This window comes from Planktothrix prolifica NIVA-CYA 540, from assembly GCF_963864145.1.
Taxonomy (GTDB): domain Bacteria; phylum Cyanobacteriota; class Cyanobacteriia; order Cyanobacteriales; family Microcoleaceae; genus Planktothrix; species Planktothrix agardhii.
This window is the reverse complement of the sequence record NZ_CAWLTW010000001.1, coordinates 404506-422107: the sequence shown is the minus strand read 5'-3', so window position 1 is coordinate 422107 and position 17602 is coordinate 404506. Positions and strand designations below refer to the sequence as shown.

Genomic DNA, 17602 nt, shown 5'->3' with positions numbered 1-17602 from the left:
TTTGCCCCCTAGCCCGGTACACGGGGGGTTTGCCCCCTAGCCCGGTGCACGGGGGGTTTGCCCCCTAGCCCGGTGCACGGGGGGTTTGCCCCCTAGCCCGGTGCACGGGGGGTTTGGGGGGGCTATTCCCCAGCACTATGATTATTTTCGTCTTGAATCTAATTTTTGATAAACATTTCTTAACTCAACATCGTGATAAGCTAAGGCAACTAAGGTATGATAGAATAAATCCGCAACTTCTCCGGCGATCGCATCTTTTTCATTATCCTTACAAGCCATAACTACTTCAGCCGATTCTTCTCCAATTTTTTTGAGAATTTTATTATCTCCCCCCGCCAATAATTTACAGGTATAGGATTCTAATTGTGGATAATCCCGGCGATCGCAAATTACATCAAATAACCCCGATAACGTATTTCCTGATAACTCCTGATGCTGTTCTTCCACCCCGATAATCACCATCGGACTATCATCATTGTAACGAATTTCCTTTACCGTTATTTCCGAATTCCATAACAGAATCGCTGTTTCTTGACAAGACCAAACCTGTTTTGATGTAATCGTTTTTTCTAGGGCTTCTGCATTCATCCAAACCCAATTTAACACCGTTCCTTCTAAACAATCTTGGATGATCGCCAAAATTAATCCGTTTTCGTTGTAACGAATTGTATCAATTTCACTCAACAGGCTTAACTCTAAGGGTTTTAAGGTTGACATAAATTTACCGAATACAACGAGATCCCTAACTTGATTACAATATCATCTGGTTGGTTAGGCTATACCCAGTAAAAGTAATCGGAATATTGCTTTTTGCCCATTAACCCAAACTATATATAGTTCAAGGAGATTATCTCAGAGTGACCCTACCCTTAACAACTACAAAATCAGAAGAAATCTTTGCCTCTGCCCAAAAAATCATGCCCGGTGGCGTGAATTCCCCCGTGCGGGCGTTTAAGTCCGTCGGTGGACAACCCATTGTTTTTGATCGCGTCAAAGGCGCCTATGCTTGGGATGTAGACGGCAATCAATATATTGATTATGTTGGCTCTTGGGGGCCGGCTATTTGCGGTCATGCCCATCCCGACGTCATTAACGCCCTGAAAGCAGCCCTAGAAAAAGGTACCAGTTTCGGGGCTCCCTGCCTATTAGAGAATATTTTGGCAGAAATGGTGATTGATGCCGTTCCCAGCGTGGAAATGGTACGATTTGTCAATTCAGGAACCGAAGCCTGTTTGTCAGTCTTGCGCTTGATGCGAGCCTTCACCGGACGGGAAAAACTGATTAAATTTGAAGGCTGCTATCACGGACACGGGGATATGTTCCTGGTGAAAGCTGGTTCCGGGGTAGCCACACTGGGTTTACCGGATTCTCCTGGGGTTCCTAAATCCGTTACTATTAGTACCCTCACGGCCCCCTACAATGACCTAGAAGCCGTCAAACAGCTATTTAATGAAAATCCGGGTGAAATTGCCGGAGTCATCCTAGAACCGATTGTAGGCAATGCTGGTTTTATTCCTCCCGATGGCGGTTTCTTGGAAGGCTTACGGGTGCTAACTCGGGAAAATGGGGCTTTATTGGTGTTTGACGAGGTGATGACTGGGTTTCGCATTGCCTATGGTGGGGTGCAGGAGAAATCCGGGGTGATACCAGACTTAACGACTTTAGGGAAAGTCATTGGTGGCGGTTTACCCGTAGGAGCTTACGGCGGACGCCGGGATATTATGTCGATGGTGGCTCCGGCTGGCCCGATGTATCAAGCCGGAACCCTATCGGGAAATCCCCTAGCGATGACCGCAGGAATCAAAACCCTAGAGTTATTACAAAAACCCGGAACTTATGAATATTTGGATAAAATCACCAAAAAATTAAGTAATGGTTTGTTACAAATAGCTAAAGAAACAGGTCATGCAGCCTGTGGTGGTCAAATTAGTGGAATGTTTGGTTTATTCTTTACTCCAGGCCCAGTCCACAATTATGAAGATGCTAAAAAATCCGATTTAGCCAAATTTAGTCGTTTTCATCGGGGAATGTTAGAGCGAGGAATTTATTTAGCCCCCTCTCAATTTGAAGCCGGGTTTACCTCCTTAGCCCATACGGACGAAGACATTGATAAAACCTTAGCGGCGGCTAGAGAAGTCATGTCTAGTTTATAATTTTTTCCGCCCCTACGAATTGAATTGAATGTAGGGGCGATTTTGTTGTCAAGAGACGCGCCATGGCACGTCTCTAAAGCCCGAAATTTATTTTCGGGCTTTTGGCGTTAAATTGACAAAGGATTCACCTATCATTCTGAACAATTTTCTGTAGCGTGAAACAAAAATTGGACTAAACCAGAAAATCAAATCATATTATCGTAGGGGTTGGGTCTCCCAACCCTCTTTTCACCTGGATTTAGAGACTTTTAAGTCTTAATTTTTAATCTTTTCTACATAACCCCATAAACTATAATCTCGACTTAACCAACCGTGAAAAAATGCCATTTGGCTGGGATTTTCTTGAACCCGTTTATAACGATATAAAATTCGTTCATTAATAATTTGTAGGGCTGTGTATTGGTTATTTCCGCGTTCTAAGGCTTCCCGGGTTTCTGAATCAAATACTCCAGTTTGAGGTAATCCTAATGCCTGTTGTAAAAACGTAATTGAGTTATTAATTCCGAAGTTAACAGAAGTATCAAACATCACAATAGCCAGGGACGGGTGCATTTTTGCAGCCTCACTTCCTTGCCAATAGCTATTATAAATTTCAATTAATTCTGTCTCAGACATTTGACTCACATCTAGGCCAGGTAATCCTCGATTAGAACGATAGACATTATATTCCGCTTGGGTAATTCCTCGATAGGTTCTTCCCCCAACATCGGAGGGATGATCACTGAATCCTCCTTCAAAATACAGGGTAAATCCTAAAGCCGCATTAAATAATTTGGTTTCATAATCACTTCTAATTTTATTTCTTGCCCAACTTTGGCTACCAATCACAACCGAAAATGCTAGGGTTAATAACACCATTCCGGCGATCACCTGGGGCTTGAGTTGGGTCTTTAGTTTTCCAGGGAGCATTTGCTGCCAATTCATAGGTTTAGAGGGGATGAAATTTACCATAGGGCCATTTAGCGCACTAGGGACTAACAAGCCAAAGTCTAGGATAGCAGATCTGGTTAATAGTTGAGGCTTAGTTATTCACCCCAGCAAGGATGTCTCCCCTCCTCCACCGCTCTAAGTGGTAAACTCACCCCTAGGAAGTTCGGTTCTACGAATGTACGAATCAGCCAAATGTCGCTATGGTGAAAGCATAACAAACCGTTTATAAATTACGAATTATAAATTACGAATTACGAATTATAAATCTTTAACTACTTAACTCGTAATTCGTAATTCTCAATTCGTAATTCTTAATTCTCAAGGGGATGATGATGAACCAAATATTATTACCAACGCTCAGTGAGATTTTAACAGAAGATGAAACCCATAAATTAGGTTATTCCTATTCGTCTCAATTTCTGTGCCATTCAGAAAATCATCCTAATATTGCTTCTGAGGTGAAACGATATTTAAAGGCGGAGAAAGAATGGTATAGTGGCGTTAAATCCATGAATTTTTTATTAGAAGAGCTCCAATCTAATATTAATATAATAGCAGAAAATTCGATTTCAAGTTCCGATCCCTTATTCCATTTAGGATTAATTATTTCTGGGCCAGTTCCGGTTTTAATTCATCCCGATTTAGCGATTCATTTTGCGACTCAAATTTTTACCCATGATCTATCAAAATTAGGGGATGAATTAGTTTTAAAATTACATCATCCTAAAGCATTACTTCCGGCATCGGATGAATTTTATAACTCTATGCCTCAAACAGAAGCCTGTCCTTTACATGGGAAAGATCCTCTAGTTAAAGAACAGTTTTGTTTGGTTTTAACCAGTCAGTTTAGTTTAGTTATGGTATTGGGTCAGGATTTAATCGGAAGTCCGGCTTTTCTATTTTCTTTTGATCCTGATATTGTCGAAAAAGCATTATTGATTTTGTGCGATCGCATGGAATTAATTAAAGCCACAGCAAACCGTGATTTAGGGATGGAGGTAGCTAGACAAAAAGCCAAATTAGAAGAAAGCATTGCCCAGTTTATCCCCATTGAACCCAATTATAAAACGGTGATGCAATTTAGTCGTTTATTATTAAATAATCTATCCTTAGAAGTAGAAAAAAAATCAGAAATTGAACCTTTAAAAAATAAGTTAAAAACCGTTGAAATCGCAGTTAAAAAAGCAGCTAATTCAGATAAAAACAAGAGCCAAAAATCCTATCATTCAGGGCTGGAAACAACTATTCTGGAAAATCCAATTCCAACGGCAGAAGTCGAATTATTACAAGCGATCGCCCATGAAGTTCGGACACCTTTAGCAACAATTCGCACATTAACACGGTTACTATTAAAACGGCCAAATTTACCAGCCGAAGTAATTCATAAACGTTTAGAAATGATTGATCAAGAATGTACAACCCAAATTGATCGGTTTAACTTAATTTTCCGGGCTGTTGAGCTAGAAATAGAACAGGGGCGACAAAATAGTCGAGGAAATAGTGATGAGAAATCCCTACCGTTAACGGCAATGTCATTAGGAGATGTATTTCAAAGTAGTCTATCTCAATGGCAAAAACAAGCGACTCAACGTAACCAAACCTTAGAGGTAATTTTGCCGCATAAACTACCGACGGTAATCAGCGATCCGACTATGCTTGATCAAGTCTTAACTGGAGTTATTGATAATTTCACCCGCAGTCTTCCCTGTGGTAGCCATATTAAAGTTGGGGTGAGATTAGCAGGACATCAGTTAAAGTTACAATTAGAATCCAATCCGGGAAAAGAAGTTAATTCCCCCTTTGCGGTATCTCCCCAATCTCCATTAAAATCAATAGGGCCGTTATTAATGTTCCAACCAGAAACGGGAAGTTTAAGCCTAAATATGGCGGTAACAAAAAATCTATTTCATGCGTTAGGTGGGAAACTGGTAATTAAACAGCGCCCGCAACAAAGGAACATAATGACGATTTATTTACCATTACAAAATACCTCGGAAACCGAATGAATAAAAATTGGATCAAACAACCCTTTCTATTAATTAGTGCTTCTGTTATCGTCCTTGAAGGTTTAATCGCCGGGGTCGCCCTAGCTCAACCTGATCGTTATGGAGCGATCGCCACCTCAATATCGGGGGGTTGGGGTTATGGTTACGATTATCCGACTCGACAAGAAGCCGAACAAAAAGCATTAAAAGAATGTGCTAAATCCGATTGTAAAATCCAGGTTTGGTTTAAAAATGCCTGTGGTGCAGTCGCCAAGAATCCAGAAGGAATTATCGGGTGGGGTTGGGCGATCACACCCGAACAAGCCCAAGCTAATGCTCTAATTGAATGTGGTACCGGGACTTGCAAAATTGAAACCTGGGCTTGTACAACCCGATAATTCAGTTCAATAGTGTTTATACGGGAGTCAATTCAAGATATTACCCAAATCAATCAATTATTGTTAATTGTTGTTGATAGGTCAAAGAAGGAGATTTTACAATGGCTCAATTAGAAAAATACCGTGATTCTATTAAAAAGGTATTAACAGAATATCATGAATGGGTTTCAGGTTCAGCAAATTTAGATCAAGAGAGTTGTTTAGTTTTTGATGAGATACATGATCAATATTTTTGGCTGTTTATGGGTTGGGAAGGCAAGAAAAAAATTAGAAATATTCAAGTTCATATTCGCATTAAAAATGAGAAAATTTATATTGAGGAAGATTGGACAGAGGAAGGTATTGCTAATGAATTATTAACCGAAGGTGTACCGAAAGAGGATATTGTTTTAGCTTTTCATGATCCTGAAACTCGTAAATTAACTGAGTTTGCTATTGCTTAAATTACCATCAATCTTTACAGCAATTTTTCACATATTCCCGAAAAACTGGAGACAATTTAAACATAACTTTGTCTTCTTTGATTTTCATTAGTAAATATCTATTTTGTAAAGATTCTAAACTATTAATTAAATCTGTTGAAGACAAGTCTAAACTTGTTTTTAATTCTTCTCTGGATAAAAATTGTTCAGAATTACTTAATTTGATCACAATTTTTTGTTCTATGAGTGATAATCCCTTAAATAATAATTGTAAATTAGTTTGTATATCCTTAGTAATAATTAATTCATTTTCTGCTAAAAAATCACTGACATAACCATTAAAAACACTTCTAATTGAGTTAGCAATGGTTTTAAGATAAAAAGGATTACCCTCATATAAATTGATTAAATTTGACCAACGATCCTCATCCTTTAATCCGGTATTTTTGAGAATATTGACATCAGATAATCCTGATAAATCCAAACACTTAATCGGATATAATTCTTCATCTAAACTTTCCATGTCTTGGCATTTTTCTTGACTAATTACAATAACATGACTGTGGTGTTCAGTTGTCATGATTTTCTTAAAAAAGTCTTGGTAATCTTGATATTCTGGTTTATACTGTCCGGCAAATGCACCGCTCATAAAAATATTTTGTAGATCATCAAGAATAATCAGGCATCGTTTCTCTGTGAAACTTTCAAATAATTGTTTTAGTTTATGATTGGTATTAGTTTTAATTTCTTTTTCATGAATATTGAGTATGTCATCAATCAATAATTCTAAGGGTTCAGAATATTTTAAACTTCTCCAAATAATTACTGAAAACTGATCTAAGTTTAAATCAATAAATTTTCTAACTAAGTGGCTTTTACCTATGCCTGATAAACCTAAAACGGAGATTAAACGAGTATTTTGATCGAAAATCCAGTTAGAGAGTTTTTCTAATTCAGGTTCTCTATTGTAAAACTGAAGTATTGTGGGAGCAAGGATTAAATCGTAATAGGATGATCCAGATTGATTTTTATTGGGAGTTGATTTTCCTCGATTATCTTTTGGTGTATTAGAAAAAGTTTGTGAACCAAAATTTAAAATACTATAATTACAATTATTCTGACAAAATTCAGAAGACTTAATATACATTCTTTCTAATGTTGAACGAAAATTAGATTTATGGACATCTTCACCTAATCTTTCTGATAAAATTTGCCATAATTTATAACCTATATCTCTAACATGACGCTCGCTACGATTAGATTCATCAGCTATTGCCTCGTATGTTTTACCGTCCCAAACACCCTTAATGACTATTTCCTGGGAATCATCTAAATGTTTACCTGTTTGCTCAAAAAACAACTGATCTGCAAATTGTAGAACTTCTGTTACATTCATATAATTCAGCTAGACTAATAGATTGGGCAATTATAACATAGTTTATCTTCGTCATTTTCCGTCATTATCTGATCTTTTGTAAATTTTCTGTAATAAAAGTCCAGTCATTATCTGATTTTTTCGTATAGACCGCTTATAGTTTTAGGATTAGAATAAAAAAAGTTTTTTCAAAGAGGTTAATTATTATGGATATGTAAAACAGAAGTTAAAACAACTAAGCAACAGCAAGATTTATCTTTCGTGAATCGTGCTACTTATCAAAGTTGTAGTTAGTATTTAATAAAAATCACAGCTATGATTAATTCAATATTTTTTGAAGATCATAGTTGTGATTCAAAAAATAATCACTGAAAATTAGGAATATTTTTTATGAGAAATTAAATTGATCAAGGAATATTTTCAGATTGAATAATTGCTATCATTGATCAAATTAATTAATTTGGTTTTTAAATCGTCTTACAGGAATAGATCGATAATTATTCAGGTGTTTTTGGTTAGTATTATTATTGGGGGGTCTTTATGGCTCACCTACTCAATTACAAAATTACAAGGAGGAGATTTTACAATATCAGGATTATTTGAGTGCCTTTTGGTATCGCCCTACCAATTAAGCCATAGTAAGTAGGTGGTCATAATTAAAGTTAAAATCCTAAATGCTGTAAGCCCTTTAGAATAAGGATTTTAGCTTTCGGTTTGTTGACGTTATTTATGCCCGCCTACTTGGTCTGATGTGGATAATCTACAGTTTTGGGCAGCTTGGGATAAAATACAGATCCCACTAACGCATTTCAAATGAGCGAAACTGTCTACATCGAAACTAGCGTGGTTGGTTACTTAACAGCTAGACCCAGTAATAACTTGATCCTCATGGCAAACTTGGGGATTACACAAGAGTGGTGGGACACACGCCGAGAGCAATTTACCCTTTACATCTCGCAAATGGTTTTGGACGAAGTTTCGCGGGGAGATGCAGAGATGGCAAATAGGCGACTTGAGATTCTGCGTGATTTTCCATTACTGGAAGTCAACCAAGATGTTCAAAATCTGGCCGCCCAGTTTCTCTCCAAAAGTAATCTTCCCCCTAAAGCTTCTGATGATGCCCTTCATATTGCAGTCGCAACATTTTATGCAATTGACTATCTTTTAACTTGGAACTGCAAACATATTGCCAACGCTCAAATACAAAAGAAACTCGCACAATTAAGTATGGAAGCAGGATACGAGTTGCCAACGATTTGTACACCTAATGAACTAATGGGAGATTAATTATGTGGAAAGATGAAGTTCTCGAAGAGATTTACAGAATACGTGAAGAACACGCAAAGTCCTTTAACTATGATTTGCAAGCAATTTGCAATGATCTTCGTAAAAAACAATCCCATAGCGGCAGACGAATTATTTCAGCCCCACTCAAACCTCGCAATCAGCCGCATAACAAATCATTGCAGCCGACCTCAAGCGAGATTATCTGATGGAAGTTGAAGGCTTTCTGGGGCGGCTGAACTCAACCTTTAGGGGGAAATTGAGGTGCGATCGCTTTTTGATGTGTAGAGGCGTTTAAGGTGCGATCGCTTTTTTAAGGGGAGTTGGTAGTGCGATCGCTTTATTCTTATTTACCTACATTTAAAAAACGCTAATTGCCCACCCTACAGTTATTAAAAAATATTATTATTTCCCTACACTTACAGCAGTCTTATCTAAGGGAAAAAACTCAAGATTAAATTGTTCAAATAACTCAAAAAATAAATCAAAAGCTAACTTTTTATCTTCTACTTGAGATAAAATAATTGTTTCCCAACCTTGAGAAGAATTAATTTGATATTTTGTTTGTATCCATTTCTGAAATTGAGCAAATTGTTTTTCTTGTTGTGTTAATTGTAACCCTAACTCACCTCTTGACATACTATAACCCATTAATAGCATTTTTAAACGGGTTAGAGACACTTTTCCTAAATACATTCCCGGACGTTGTTTAATTCTTGCCAATAAATCATAGAGATATTCTTGAGTATTTTTATTACCGTTAGTTGTAGTTAAATCTAGCATAAATTTATTCCTTGTTTTTACTAAAAATCTTCTTCAGTGATAATTAACTCTTGTCCTAAGTGAATTTTACCAAAAAATTGAAAATTAGCCAACCATTCGCCTTTAGATAATCCTTGAGGATGATGATTGTCAAACACAATTTCAACTCCATCTATGATAATTATAACACCTTCATGGTATCCAGTTTCAGAAATAGCATCACCCCCAATACTATCATCATAAAGAAAATGGTAGTGCGATCGCTTTTTGGGGATGGGAGGTTGAGGTGCGATCGCTTTTGTGGAGGAGAGTTTAGGGTGCGATCGCTTTATTATTATTTACCTACATTTAAAATTAGTTTGTAGGGTGGGGAATGCTGTTTAATTTTTGATTCTCATTAACCAATTATCTACATTTCCCACCACAATATTTATTGCTTGTTGTGGTGGGCAATTATAAAAGTTATTCGTTAGGAATCACCATTTAACGCTGATTACCCTCCCTACAATTATGTTTATTGATTGGCAATCATACATTTTTTGTTAATCAAGGGAAAAATTTATAAATATCTTTTCGATGTAAAAACCTAGTAAAAATAATTGTATCTTCACTCAATTCTATCCCTATCCTATAGTTGCCTAAACCTATACGATAGAATGTATCATAACCTTGTAATTTTTTGAGATGATTAATTTCTGATAGGTTTTCTGTTGTTTTACATTAAATGATTATTTGCTTTAACTCAGATAAAACTTTTTTATCTTTAATTTTTCTTAAATCTTTTTCAAATCTTGATTCAAATTTGATTTTCATTAATTTTCACTATCTAATAAAGCAAATATTTTTTCTTCAGAAACAAAATCATCTTGTCTTCCTTCTTTAATCGCATTAGCTAAGGAAATTTCCTCCAATGCTTCTAGGATAATATCATAAAATAAATCTTTTCTAGTTTTAATAATTTCTACCATTATTTCTGTCAGCATTTCTTTTGTAGTTTCGTCATCAATTGATAATTTCATGGTTTTACAATATCAAATTTAGTTTTTAAAATCATAGCATATTTTAATGGATTTGGGCATGGCATTTTAAAGATAGTTTATTAATATCATAAATTAACGATGCCATGTCCCTAGAAATTAAATATACTTGGTTAGGATCAATAGAATAGGAGCAGTTCTGTTTTGACGTTGTGCTTGCCCCCCTATGGCTAAACCTTATAGTTATAGCAGGGAACGCTGAAACAGGAGATTTCAAAGCTCTGCCTAATCGACCACCCGGTAAATTGTACAACACGGGAATTTATTTTGCCCGTCAAACATTGTTTAAGACAGATAAGTTATTAACAGGAAAGTTTGATTTAGCTTTTGAACCATCGGTATCAAAATCTTTATTAGCACAATCAATGCCATCAACACCGATGCAGCAAACTTTAATGTCGGTAACAGAAGCATTCAAATCTTTCAAGAATTTGAGAGATTTACACAAGAAAAGTCAGCTACATTTTAGACCTAAACCTCCCGGTTATCTCAAAGGTTCTAAACTATTTAAAGTTGCTTATCCTAATTCTGGAGGTCAAAGACCAACATTAATTAATGGTCAACTTAGATTCGCTCTGGGATTAACAGTTAAAAGATGGTTTGGGGTATCAGAATTTTTCTTACCTATGCCATCAAATCTTGACTATTCCAAAGTTAAAGAGTTCACGATTCTACCTAAAAGCTGCTTTGTGTAACCAAAATCTGATGGCAACTTTTACTGTAGATGGAGCTTGTAATCGAATGATCTTAACAAGATTGAGAACTGTTGGTCGTGGTTAAAGAGTCGAATCCGTCATCAATTAACTCACTTTGATTCCTTGCGAGAGGCAATTGATAATGTACTGCGTCTTGCGTCCTAAAAGCCTTGGCGGGCGCTATATCAACTACTCTGGTTGTTTTCGTGTTGTTAGTATTACTATCGACCTCAGATAAAAACACGAAAAAACCCCCAGGTGAAACTGAAGGCTTGAAAGACAACAAGAGTGGAATACCCCCACTAACTTGGAGTACCAAGTACAGTGTCTGCTTTTGTAATCACGGGGGAATGCCGCAACTTAGACTTTCGCCCAAGATGGAGTCTGACATCCCCGTTCGTACAATACCGCAACAACTTGACGATATTTATTTCTGGATTTACTCCCGCTTTCGCAAGGGCATACTTTCTTCAAGGTAAACTCCGGCAATGAATCCATGTCCTAACCGTGATCACGGTTACTGTACTACTTTCCAACTGTAGCAGGTTGCAGTAAAGCAGCTTTGAGTAATTCTGCTTTATCGGTTTTCTCCCAAGGTAAATCTAAGTCTATCCGACCTAAATGACCATAAGCAGCCAAATCTTGAAAGAAACGACCTCCCCGCATACCCGGTAATTTTTGTAAATTAAACGATTGAATCATTCCCCCCGGACGCAGTTCAAAGTTGGCTTGTACAGCTTCGAGCAGTTTATCTTCATCCACCTTAGAAGTTCCAAAGGTTTCAATCAAAATGCTCACGGGTCGAGCCACCCCAATTGCATAGCTCAACTGAACTTCACACTTATCCGCTAACCCCGCAGCAACAATATTTTTCGCCACATAACGGCAAGCATAAGCCGCGCTGCGGTCTACTTTTGTGGGATCTTTTCCTGAAAACGCACCGCCACCATGACGGGAATAGCCGCCATAGGTATCGACAATAATTTTACGACCCGTTAACCCAGAATCCCCTTGAGGGCCACCAATCACAAATTTGCCCGTTGGATTCACTAAAAAGCGAGTTTGGTCATCGGGTTTAACCGCAATATCCTCGAATACGGGTTGAACAACAGCAGACCAGAGATCGGCTTTGATTTTTTCTTGTACCGCCGGAGTATCGGTAATGTCCCCAATCGTCTCAGTATGTTGAGTCGAGACTAAAATAGTATCAATTCCCACGGGACGATCATCTTCATAGATCACGGTCACTTGGGTTTTACCATCGGGACGTAAATAGGGGAGTGTCCCGTTTTTCCGTACCGTTGTCAATTGCCGAGCAATCCGATGGGCTAAACTAATCGGCATGGGCATCAGTTCTGGGGTTTCATTGCAGGCAAAACCGAACATAATCCCCTGATCCCCTGCACCAATGGCATCGAGTTCTTGGTCGCTTAACAGTTCTCTGGCTTCGTGGGCTTGGTTCACCCCTTGGGCAATATCAGGAGACTGTTTATCTAGGGCAATCAAAACGGAGCAGCTACTCGCAGAAAAGCCGTTATCTGCATCAACATAACCAATTTCCGCAATTTTTTTCCGAGCTAAATCAATATAGTTAATTTGCGCGTTGGTGGTAATTTCACCTGTGATTAATACTAAACCTGTATTGACAACCACTTCTGCGGCCACACGGCTTTTAGGATCTTGAGTTAATAAGGCATCTAAAATCGTATCGGAAATTTGATCGCAGATTTTATCGGGATGGCCTTCAGTCACGGATTCAGACGTAAACAGGTAACGGCGAGACAATAATCATTCCTCCTTGTATTCGAGTGAGATTGATTCAGTAGAACCGGATTGAAATTACACTACTACAGCATCATCTCTTAATCCCCATCAAATTCGCAAGTTTACTTTTAGGATGGGACGGATTCTATTATAGAAAGTTGCGACGATCAGCAATTATACAGGGCTTATTCCCAATTTACCGAAAATTATGGGTTTAAAACTCAAATTGTTTTAAGAATCCCCGTCGCTATATTCGCCCAGAGTATCAAATACGGGCAATAGCGGCTATCTTAGTCAGTTTATTTGTGTTGAGTCCATCTAGTTCATTAAGATGTAGCCAACCCTCTTTAACCAAACTGGCAAAAATAAAAATTAGTCCTGAATATTCATAATCATATTTGCCATCTATATTGTGTCTTCTAGCACTTAAAAAGTCGTGCAAACGCCAGATATCATCAATTTCTACAATCGCACTTGATTGTTTACGAACTTCGTCTATCAAAGCCTTTATTTCTCGTTTATAAGCTGTATCAAAGGCAGCTTTAGCTACTTCTTTTTCCGCCTCAGACCATTCAATCTCATTTACTTGCATCATTACTAAAGTTAAAAGGTTTATTAATCAGAACTTACACAACCATAATTAGGCTTATGTTTGTTAAATCGCACCAACAGGGAAAATAAAAACTATTTATTATCTTCCCCCTTAAATCACAAGTTAAAATACACTATTTATTAAAAAATAGACTCTAAAAAACCCACACAATCAGGGTTTTATCTGGGTGGCAACGGGTTTAAACCCGTTGCTATATTAAATTAGATTCGTTTATTAATTAACGAACTAAATTTAACAACTCTTTAGGTGATGCTAACAAGTCAATTGCCACAAAGAAAATTTTATTTTCAGGACTTAGCAAAAATCTCCAAGCCATATTCATGCCCACACCAGCACCAAACCAAGGAGTTTGCACTTTACCAGTTACTTTGATTTGGGTATAACCACCATCTGCGGGTTCTGTTACGCCTCGCTCTGGAATCAACTTGAGATTCTGACACTCTTCTCGGAAAAATCGAAGAACAGCATCTTTCCCCACAATTGGTTTCTGAAAAGGAGGTTGAAGCGCGCCATCGGGGGTGAATAACTCAATCAGCACCTCAAAGTCATTGGCGTTCATGTTATTCATGTAGTTGAGAACCGTGGGATTATCAACGCCTTCGATAGTAACTTGAGTCCGTTGTGCCATATCTTTAGGAACAACCACAGGTTCAGAAACTTTCTGAGAACTATCAAACTTACTTGTATCAAATCCCATGTCAACAACGCAATTGCGTAAAACAGTGATTTGTTGACCTGATTCTAGTGCTTGAATTGCTTGCAGTACAGAAGCTGCATTAGCTGATTGCTTATATCCTGATGGAATTGGAGCGACAATTCCTTGAGCCATCCATTCTCCAAGCTGATACCAAAAACCTAGCTTAATGTTGACAGTCCAACTACCGTAAGCTCGTGAAATTGGTGTATCGGTTCGGTTTGCCAAATCACACATGACCTGTGTTTGTTCTTGGAAAGACATTTGCCGAATTTGATCCATCGTTCTTTCAGCAAACTGCATATTAGCCGCGCCTAAAGCAGCAACGGTAATCGTTTTACCCATTTCAAGGTAAGCAAACCAGATTAATGCCAGTTGATCTTCAGCATTAAGTTGATTGAAGCGGGCGATTGTAGCTGGTACTACGTCAGCAGTTAAAGTATTTGGAAAAATCCCACGGGCTGAATCGACTGTAAATGACATAAAGTAAATTCCAGACTAAAATTTGGACAAAAACCAATCCTGAGTTTCAAAACAGGGGATGAATTTTAACAGAACATGATCTTAAAGTTGCTCATGTTTTGACTATAGCACACAAATCTTAAAGAAAGTACAAAAATCTTTACATAAATTTTCAGACAACATTACGATCTTTGCGAAAAGTAGTAGCAAAATTAGGGTTAGATCCTAGTCGAGTGGGCAGAGGCGTTTTGATATCGCCGTTAAAAGTCAAATTGTTTTAAGAATCCCCGAAAGATACTCTTGGGAGTGTCAAGCTCTTAATTTTCAATTGATCCCAATGGGAGATCACCACCGTCGCCCGATTTAGGTATTTAGGGTTGGATTGGTTCCAACAAACCCCCACACAACCCGCAGCCCCAGCCCCGATCGCCATATCAATATCTCCTTGAGCATCCCCTACCATTAAAGTCACAGAAGGATGCACTCCCAGGGCTTGACAAGCATTCAGGAATAAAATCGGATCGGGTTTAGTTGGGCCGCCATCTACTCCCTGATGAAATTTAATATAGGGTTCTAACTGATGGTGGGTGACAAAATTTTGGACTTCAGCCGTTGGAGCCGCCGACACAATTCCTAGTTTTAACCCCGCATCGGATAGGGATTTGAGGGTTTCTAAACCCCCGACAAATAAGGTCGAAGGGGGGCTAGATTTCAAATATTGATCCGCATCGGCAAAAGCATGATGGGCAATATTGACAGACTCTAACCATCCTCGTCCAGTTTCCGCAATATAGGCCGCCGCCGCAATTTCATTTTCCCGTCGGCTACCCACGGCCATTAATCCTGTAGGATCAAGGGTATCTCCTTGAACGCCAAACGCCATTAATAAGGGTTCCCCAACTCCTGGAATTTGGGCATCAATTAAACGCGATCGCTTTTGAGCCAAATTTCTCAAGAAATCTCCAGAATCCTCTAGGGTTCCATCCTTGTCAAAAATAACGGCTTCGATATTCTTAAAGGTAATATTTTGAACTTGCAGGGTAACCAATCTCAAAAACTCCCAATTCAATTTTTATAGGTTTCTCATCGGTTTCAGACCAGCCATTTAACCTGAATCATGACCGTGAATTGAAATATTTAAACCTCTATCCCGAATTACCATAGAAGCAGCAATATCTCTATCAATTCGATGTTGTAGTTTTTTCCAATTGTTAGAACCTAAAACTTTCTTTTTCAGCTTTCTTTGTAGTAATTGAATCTTACGCAGTGCTTGATCAAGAAACTTAGGTCTGGGAATAACTAAACCATCGGAGGTTGTTAGCATAATATCCAGATGCCTTATTTTCGATAAAAAAAAGAGGGACAATCCCCCTTTTTGTCTTTATGAGTTAAACCCTAGACCTCTCCGGCCACAGGTTCAATATCTTCTTCGACCGCAGAGGGGATATCTTCCTCAACAGCCGATGGAATATCTTCCTCAACAGCCGATGGAATATCTTCCTCAATAGCCGATGGAATATCCGCTTCGTCCAGTTCCGTCGGAACTTCTTCCGTCGCGACTCCCTGCCCCGCAGCCAAGAGTTTCTCCCTGAATTTGGCAGCCATTTCCTCAGCCTTCTCATAAACAAGCTGAGGATTTTTAACCATAGCTCCTGGTTCGGGTTCCAGTTGTTTTGTAGAAAGGGAAATCCGGCCTCGATCTGCATCGAGATCAATAATCATGACTTTGACCTCATCGTTGACATTGAAAACACTATGAGGTGTGTCAATGTGATCGTGAGAAATCTCTGAGATGTGGAGCAGACCACTCACGCCACCAATGTCAATAAACGCCCCGTAAGGTTTAATGCCTCTAACGGTTCCTGTTACCACTTCACCCACTTCTAAGCGGTTCATCTTCCGCTCAACTAAAGCCCGACGATGGCTTAAGACAAGACGATTGCGATCCTCATCAACCTCTAGGAATTTTAAGGGTAATTCTTCAGCAACGAGTTCTTCTTTAGGTTTGCGCGTGCTAATATGGGAGCCAGGAATAAAGCCCCGCAATCCTTCAATCCGAACCAAAGCGCCGCCTCGATTTGTGGCAAAGACTTGAGAACGGACGGTAGCATCTTCCGCTTGCAGTTGGCGAACGCGCTCCCAGGCCCGCATATACTCAATGCGACGAATGGAAAGAGTCAACTGACCGTCTTCGTTTTCATCGGTCAGGATAAAAAACTCACGGGTCTCATTAGACTGTAATACTTCATCAGGACTTTCCACCCGATTAATTGACATTTCTTGTAGTGGAATGTATGCTGCGGTCTTAGCGCCAATGTCAATCAGAGCGCCCCTTGGCTCCAGACTAAAAACTGTCCCCGCCACTACATCACCGGGACTAAAGTGATAGTCGTATTTATCGAGTAAGGCGGCAAAATCTTCGTGGGTGAAGCCCACATCTTTTGGTTTTGTTTTCTGATTGATCATGCGAGTTTTATCCTAAAGTTGCTCCTATTAAATGGTTGTTTTGCAGTAAGTGCTCTTGTTTTTGATCATGACCGATAGGGTCAATTTTTGAGCTTAGATCAAAACTGCTGACTTGACATCGTTCGTGCCGGGCATACCTGTCCAAGACAGAAAAAGCGAGCATTACCACGTCCAGTCGATTTTACATTCTCACCATCACACCATAATCGATGCAATAAGAGAGTCTTGTTGCAAGGGGTCTGTTTAGTTTTAGATCATCTCTGTCCTAAAAACCACGTTCAGATTCTTTTACACAAGCACTTATTTAGACTCCACTGACTGTCCGACAGCAGACCAAAAAACCTTAACTATAATCTGAATTCCCGTTCATCAACAATGTCGCCCCTGTGATCAGGTATTTATATTTCGGCTGGACATTTTGTTAAGAGCGAGAATCACTAATCTTGCTGATCTTGGCACAGTTTGGTAGATTAGCTTTTCTATCTTATCATTTTTTTTTTACTTTGGATCATTTTTTTGGTCGCAACCGACCTGCCGTTAAGTTGATCAACTGTAACGGGAG

19 protein-coding genes are annotated in these 17602 nt (G+C 38.7%); 6 read left to right on the top strand and 13 right to left on the bottom strand.

The features are described from left to right. Nucleotides 1-141 precede the first annotated feature (141 nt). A complete protein-coding gene (gene hisE / locus AC559H_RS01905) occupies nt 142-717 on the bottom strand; it encodes a phosphoribosyl-ATP diphosphatase (protein ID WP_026787238.1) in 576 nt (191 codons plus the stop codon). Nucleotides 718-857: 140 nt separating this feature from the next. On the opposite strand from hisE, the gene hemL reads away from it, so the two are divergent. Then, nucleotides 858-2153: a glutamate-1-semialdehyde 2,1-aminomutase gene (hemL, locus tag AC559H_RS01900; RefSeq protein WP_026793628.1), complete on the top strand. Its 1296-nt coding sequence runs from the start codon at nt 858-860 to the stop codon at nt 2151-2153. A 255-nt stretch (nt 2154-2408) separates the two neighbouring features. Here the strand turns inward: hemL and AC559H_RS01895 are convergent, their stop codons facing one another. Further along, nucleotides 2409-3077 carry a glycoside hydrolase family 108 protein gene (locus AC559H_RS01895; protein WP_026787236.1) on the bottom strand — a complete coding sequence of 223 codons (669 nt, stop codon included), beginning with the start codon at nt 3075-3077 and terminating at the stop codon, nt 2409-2411. Between the two features lie 332 nt (nt 3078-3409). Here AC559H_RS01895 and AC559H_RS01890 point away from each other — a divergent pair, with 332 nt between their 5' ends. From AC559H_RS01890 to AC559H_RS01880, 3 genes are all read left to right on the top strand, one after another. Next, entirely contained in the window at nt 3410-5089 is a 1680-nt protein-coding gene (locus AC559H_RS01890; protein ID WP_026793629.1) for a sensor histidine kinase, read from the top strand. Beyond that, nucleotides 5086-5466: a DUF4189 domain-containing protein gene (locus AC559H_RS01885; protein WP_051319493.1), complete on the top strand. Its 381-nt coding sequence runs from the start codon at nt 5086-5088 to the stop codon at nt 5464-5466. The genes AC559H_RS01890 and AC559H_RS01885 overlap by 4 nt, the downstream gene beginning before the upstream one ends. Before the next feature lie 101 nt (nt 5467-5567). Then, nucleotides 5568-5909 (top strand): XisI protein, encoded by a 342-nt coding sequence (locus AC559H_RS01880; protein ID WP_026793631.1) that lies wholly within the window; start codon nt 5568-5570, stop codon nt 5907-5909. A gap of 7 nt (nt 5910-5916) precedes the next feature. Here the strand turns inward: AC559H_RS01880 and AC559H_RS01875 are convergent, their stop codons facing one another. Further along, on the bottom strand, nt 5917-7284 hold the full coding sequence (locus tag AC559H_RS01875; RefSeq protein ID WP_026793632.1) for a helix-turn-helix domain-containing protein: 1368 nt from the start codon (nt 7282-7284) through the stop codon (nt 5917-5919). A 792-nt stretch (nt 7285-8076) separates the two neighbouring features. Here AC559H_RS01875 and AC559H_RS01870 point away from each other — a divergent pair. After that, nucleotides 8077-8550 carry a type II toxin-antitoxin system VapC family toxin gene (locus AC559H_RS01870; RefSeq protein ID WP_026793633.1) on the top strand — a complete coding sequence of 158 codons (474 nt, stop codon included), beginning with the start codon at nt 8077-8079 and terminating at the stop codon, nt 8548-8550. Nucleotides 8551-8952: 402 nt separating this feature from the next. Here AC559H_RS01870 and AC559H_RS01865 read toward each other — a convergent pair whose 3' ends face one another. From AC559H_RS01865 to AC559H_RS01855, 3 genes are all read right to left on the bottom strand, one after another. Then, nucleotides 8953-9330: a hypothetical protein gene (locus AC559H_RS01865; RefSeq protein ID WP_051319494.1), complete on the bottom strand. Its 378-nt coding sequence runs from the start codon at nt 9328-9330 to the stop codon at nt 8953-8955. A 20-nt stretch (nt 9331-9350) separates the two neighbouring features. Further along, nucleotides 9351-9584, bottom strand: coding sequence for a papain fold toxin domain-containing protein (locus tag AC559H_RS01860; protein WP_269147400.1), 234 nt, complete (start codon nt 9582-9584; stop codon nt 9351-9353). 537 nt (nt 9585-10121) lie between these two features. Then, complete coding sequence (locus tag AC559H_RS01855; RefSeq protein ID WP_026793636.1) at nt 10122-10328, bottom strand: hypothetical protein; 207 nt, start codon at nt 10326-10328, stop codon at nt 10122-10124. 299 nt (nt 10329-10627) lie between these two features. Here AC559H_RS01855 and AC559H_RS01850 point away from each other — a divergent pair, with 299 nt between their 5' ends. Further along, the gene (locus tag AC559H_RS01850) at nt 10628-11041 is read left to right on the top strand and encodes a hypothetical protein (protein WP_202806290.1); all 414 of its coding nucleotides are present in this window, start codon (nt 10628-10630) and stop codon (nt 11039-11041) included. Between the two features lie 360 nt (nt 11042-11401). Here AC559H_RS01850 and AC559H_RS01845 read toward each other — a convergent pair whose 3' ends face one another. The 7 genes from AC559H_RS01845 to AC559H_RS01815 form a co-directional block, all read right to left on the bottom strand. Next, on the bottom strand, nt 11402-11539 hold the full coding sequence (locus tag AC559H_RS01845) for a hypothetical protein (protein ID WP_158442197.1): 138 nt from the start codon (nt 11537-11539) through the stop codon (nt 11402-11404). Between the two features lie 27 nt (nt 11540-11566). Then, nucleotides 11567-12826 (bottom strand): methionine adenosyltransferase, encoded by a 1260-nt coding sequence (metK, locus tag AC559H_RS01840; RefSeq protein WP_026793637.1) that lies wholly within the window; start codon nt 12824-12826, stop codon nt 11567-11569. A 244-nt stretch (nt 12827-13070) separates the two neighbouring features. Continuing rightward, a complete protein-coding gene (gene frp / locus AC559H_RS01835; protein WP_036831498.1) occupies nt 13071-13400 on the bottom strand; it encodes a fluorescence recovery protein in 330 nt (109 codons plus the stop codon). Nucleotides 13401-13635: 235 nt separating this feature from the next. Further along, nucleotides 13636-14595 carry an orange carotenoid-binding protein gene (locus tag AC559H_RS01830; RefSeq protein ID WP_026793639.1) on the bottom strand — a complete coding sequence of 320 codons (960 nt, stop codon included), beginning with the start codon at nt 14593-14595 and terminating at the stop codon, nt 13636-13638. Between the two features lie 256 nt (nt 14596-14851). Further along, on the bottom strand, nt 14852-15622 hold the full coding sequence (locus AC559H_RS01825) for an HAD family hydrolase (protein WP_042156958.1): 771 nt from the start codon (nt 15620-15622) through the stop codon (nt 14852-14854). A 57-nt stretch (nt 15623-15679) separates the two neighbouring features. Continuing rightward, nucleotides 15680-15898, bottom strand: a complete 219-nt coding sequence (locus AC559H_RS01820) for a hypothetical protein (protein ID WP_026793640.1) — start codon at nt 15896-15898, stop codon at nt 15680-15682. Nucleotides 15899-15969: 71 nt separating this feature from the next. Continuing rightward, on the bottom strand, nt 15970-17040 hold the full coding sequence (locus tag AC559H_RS01815) for a 30S ribosomal protein S1 (protein WP_026787225.1): 1071 nt from the start codon (nt 17038-17040) through the stop codon (nt 15970-15972). Nucleotides 17041-17602: the final 562 nt, after the last annotated feature.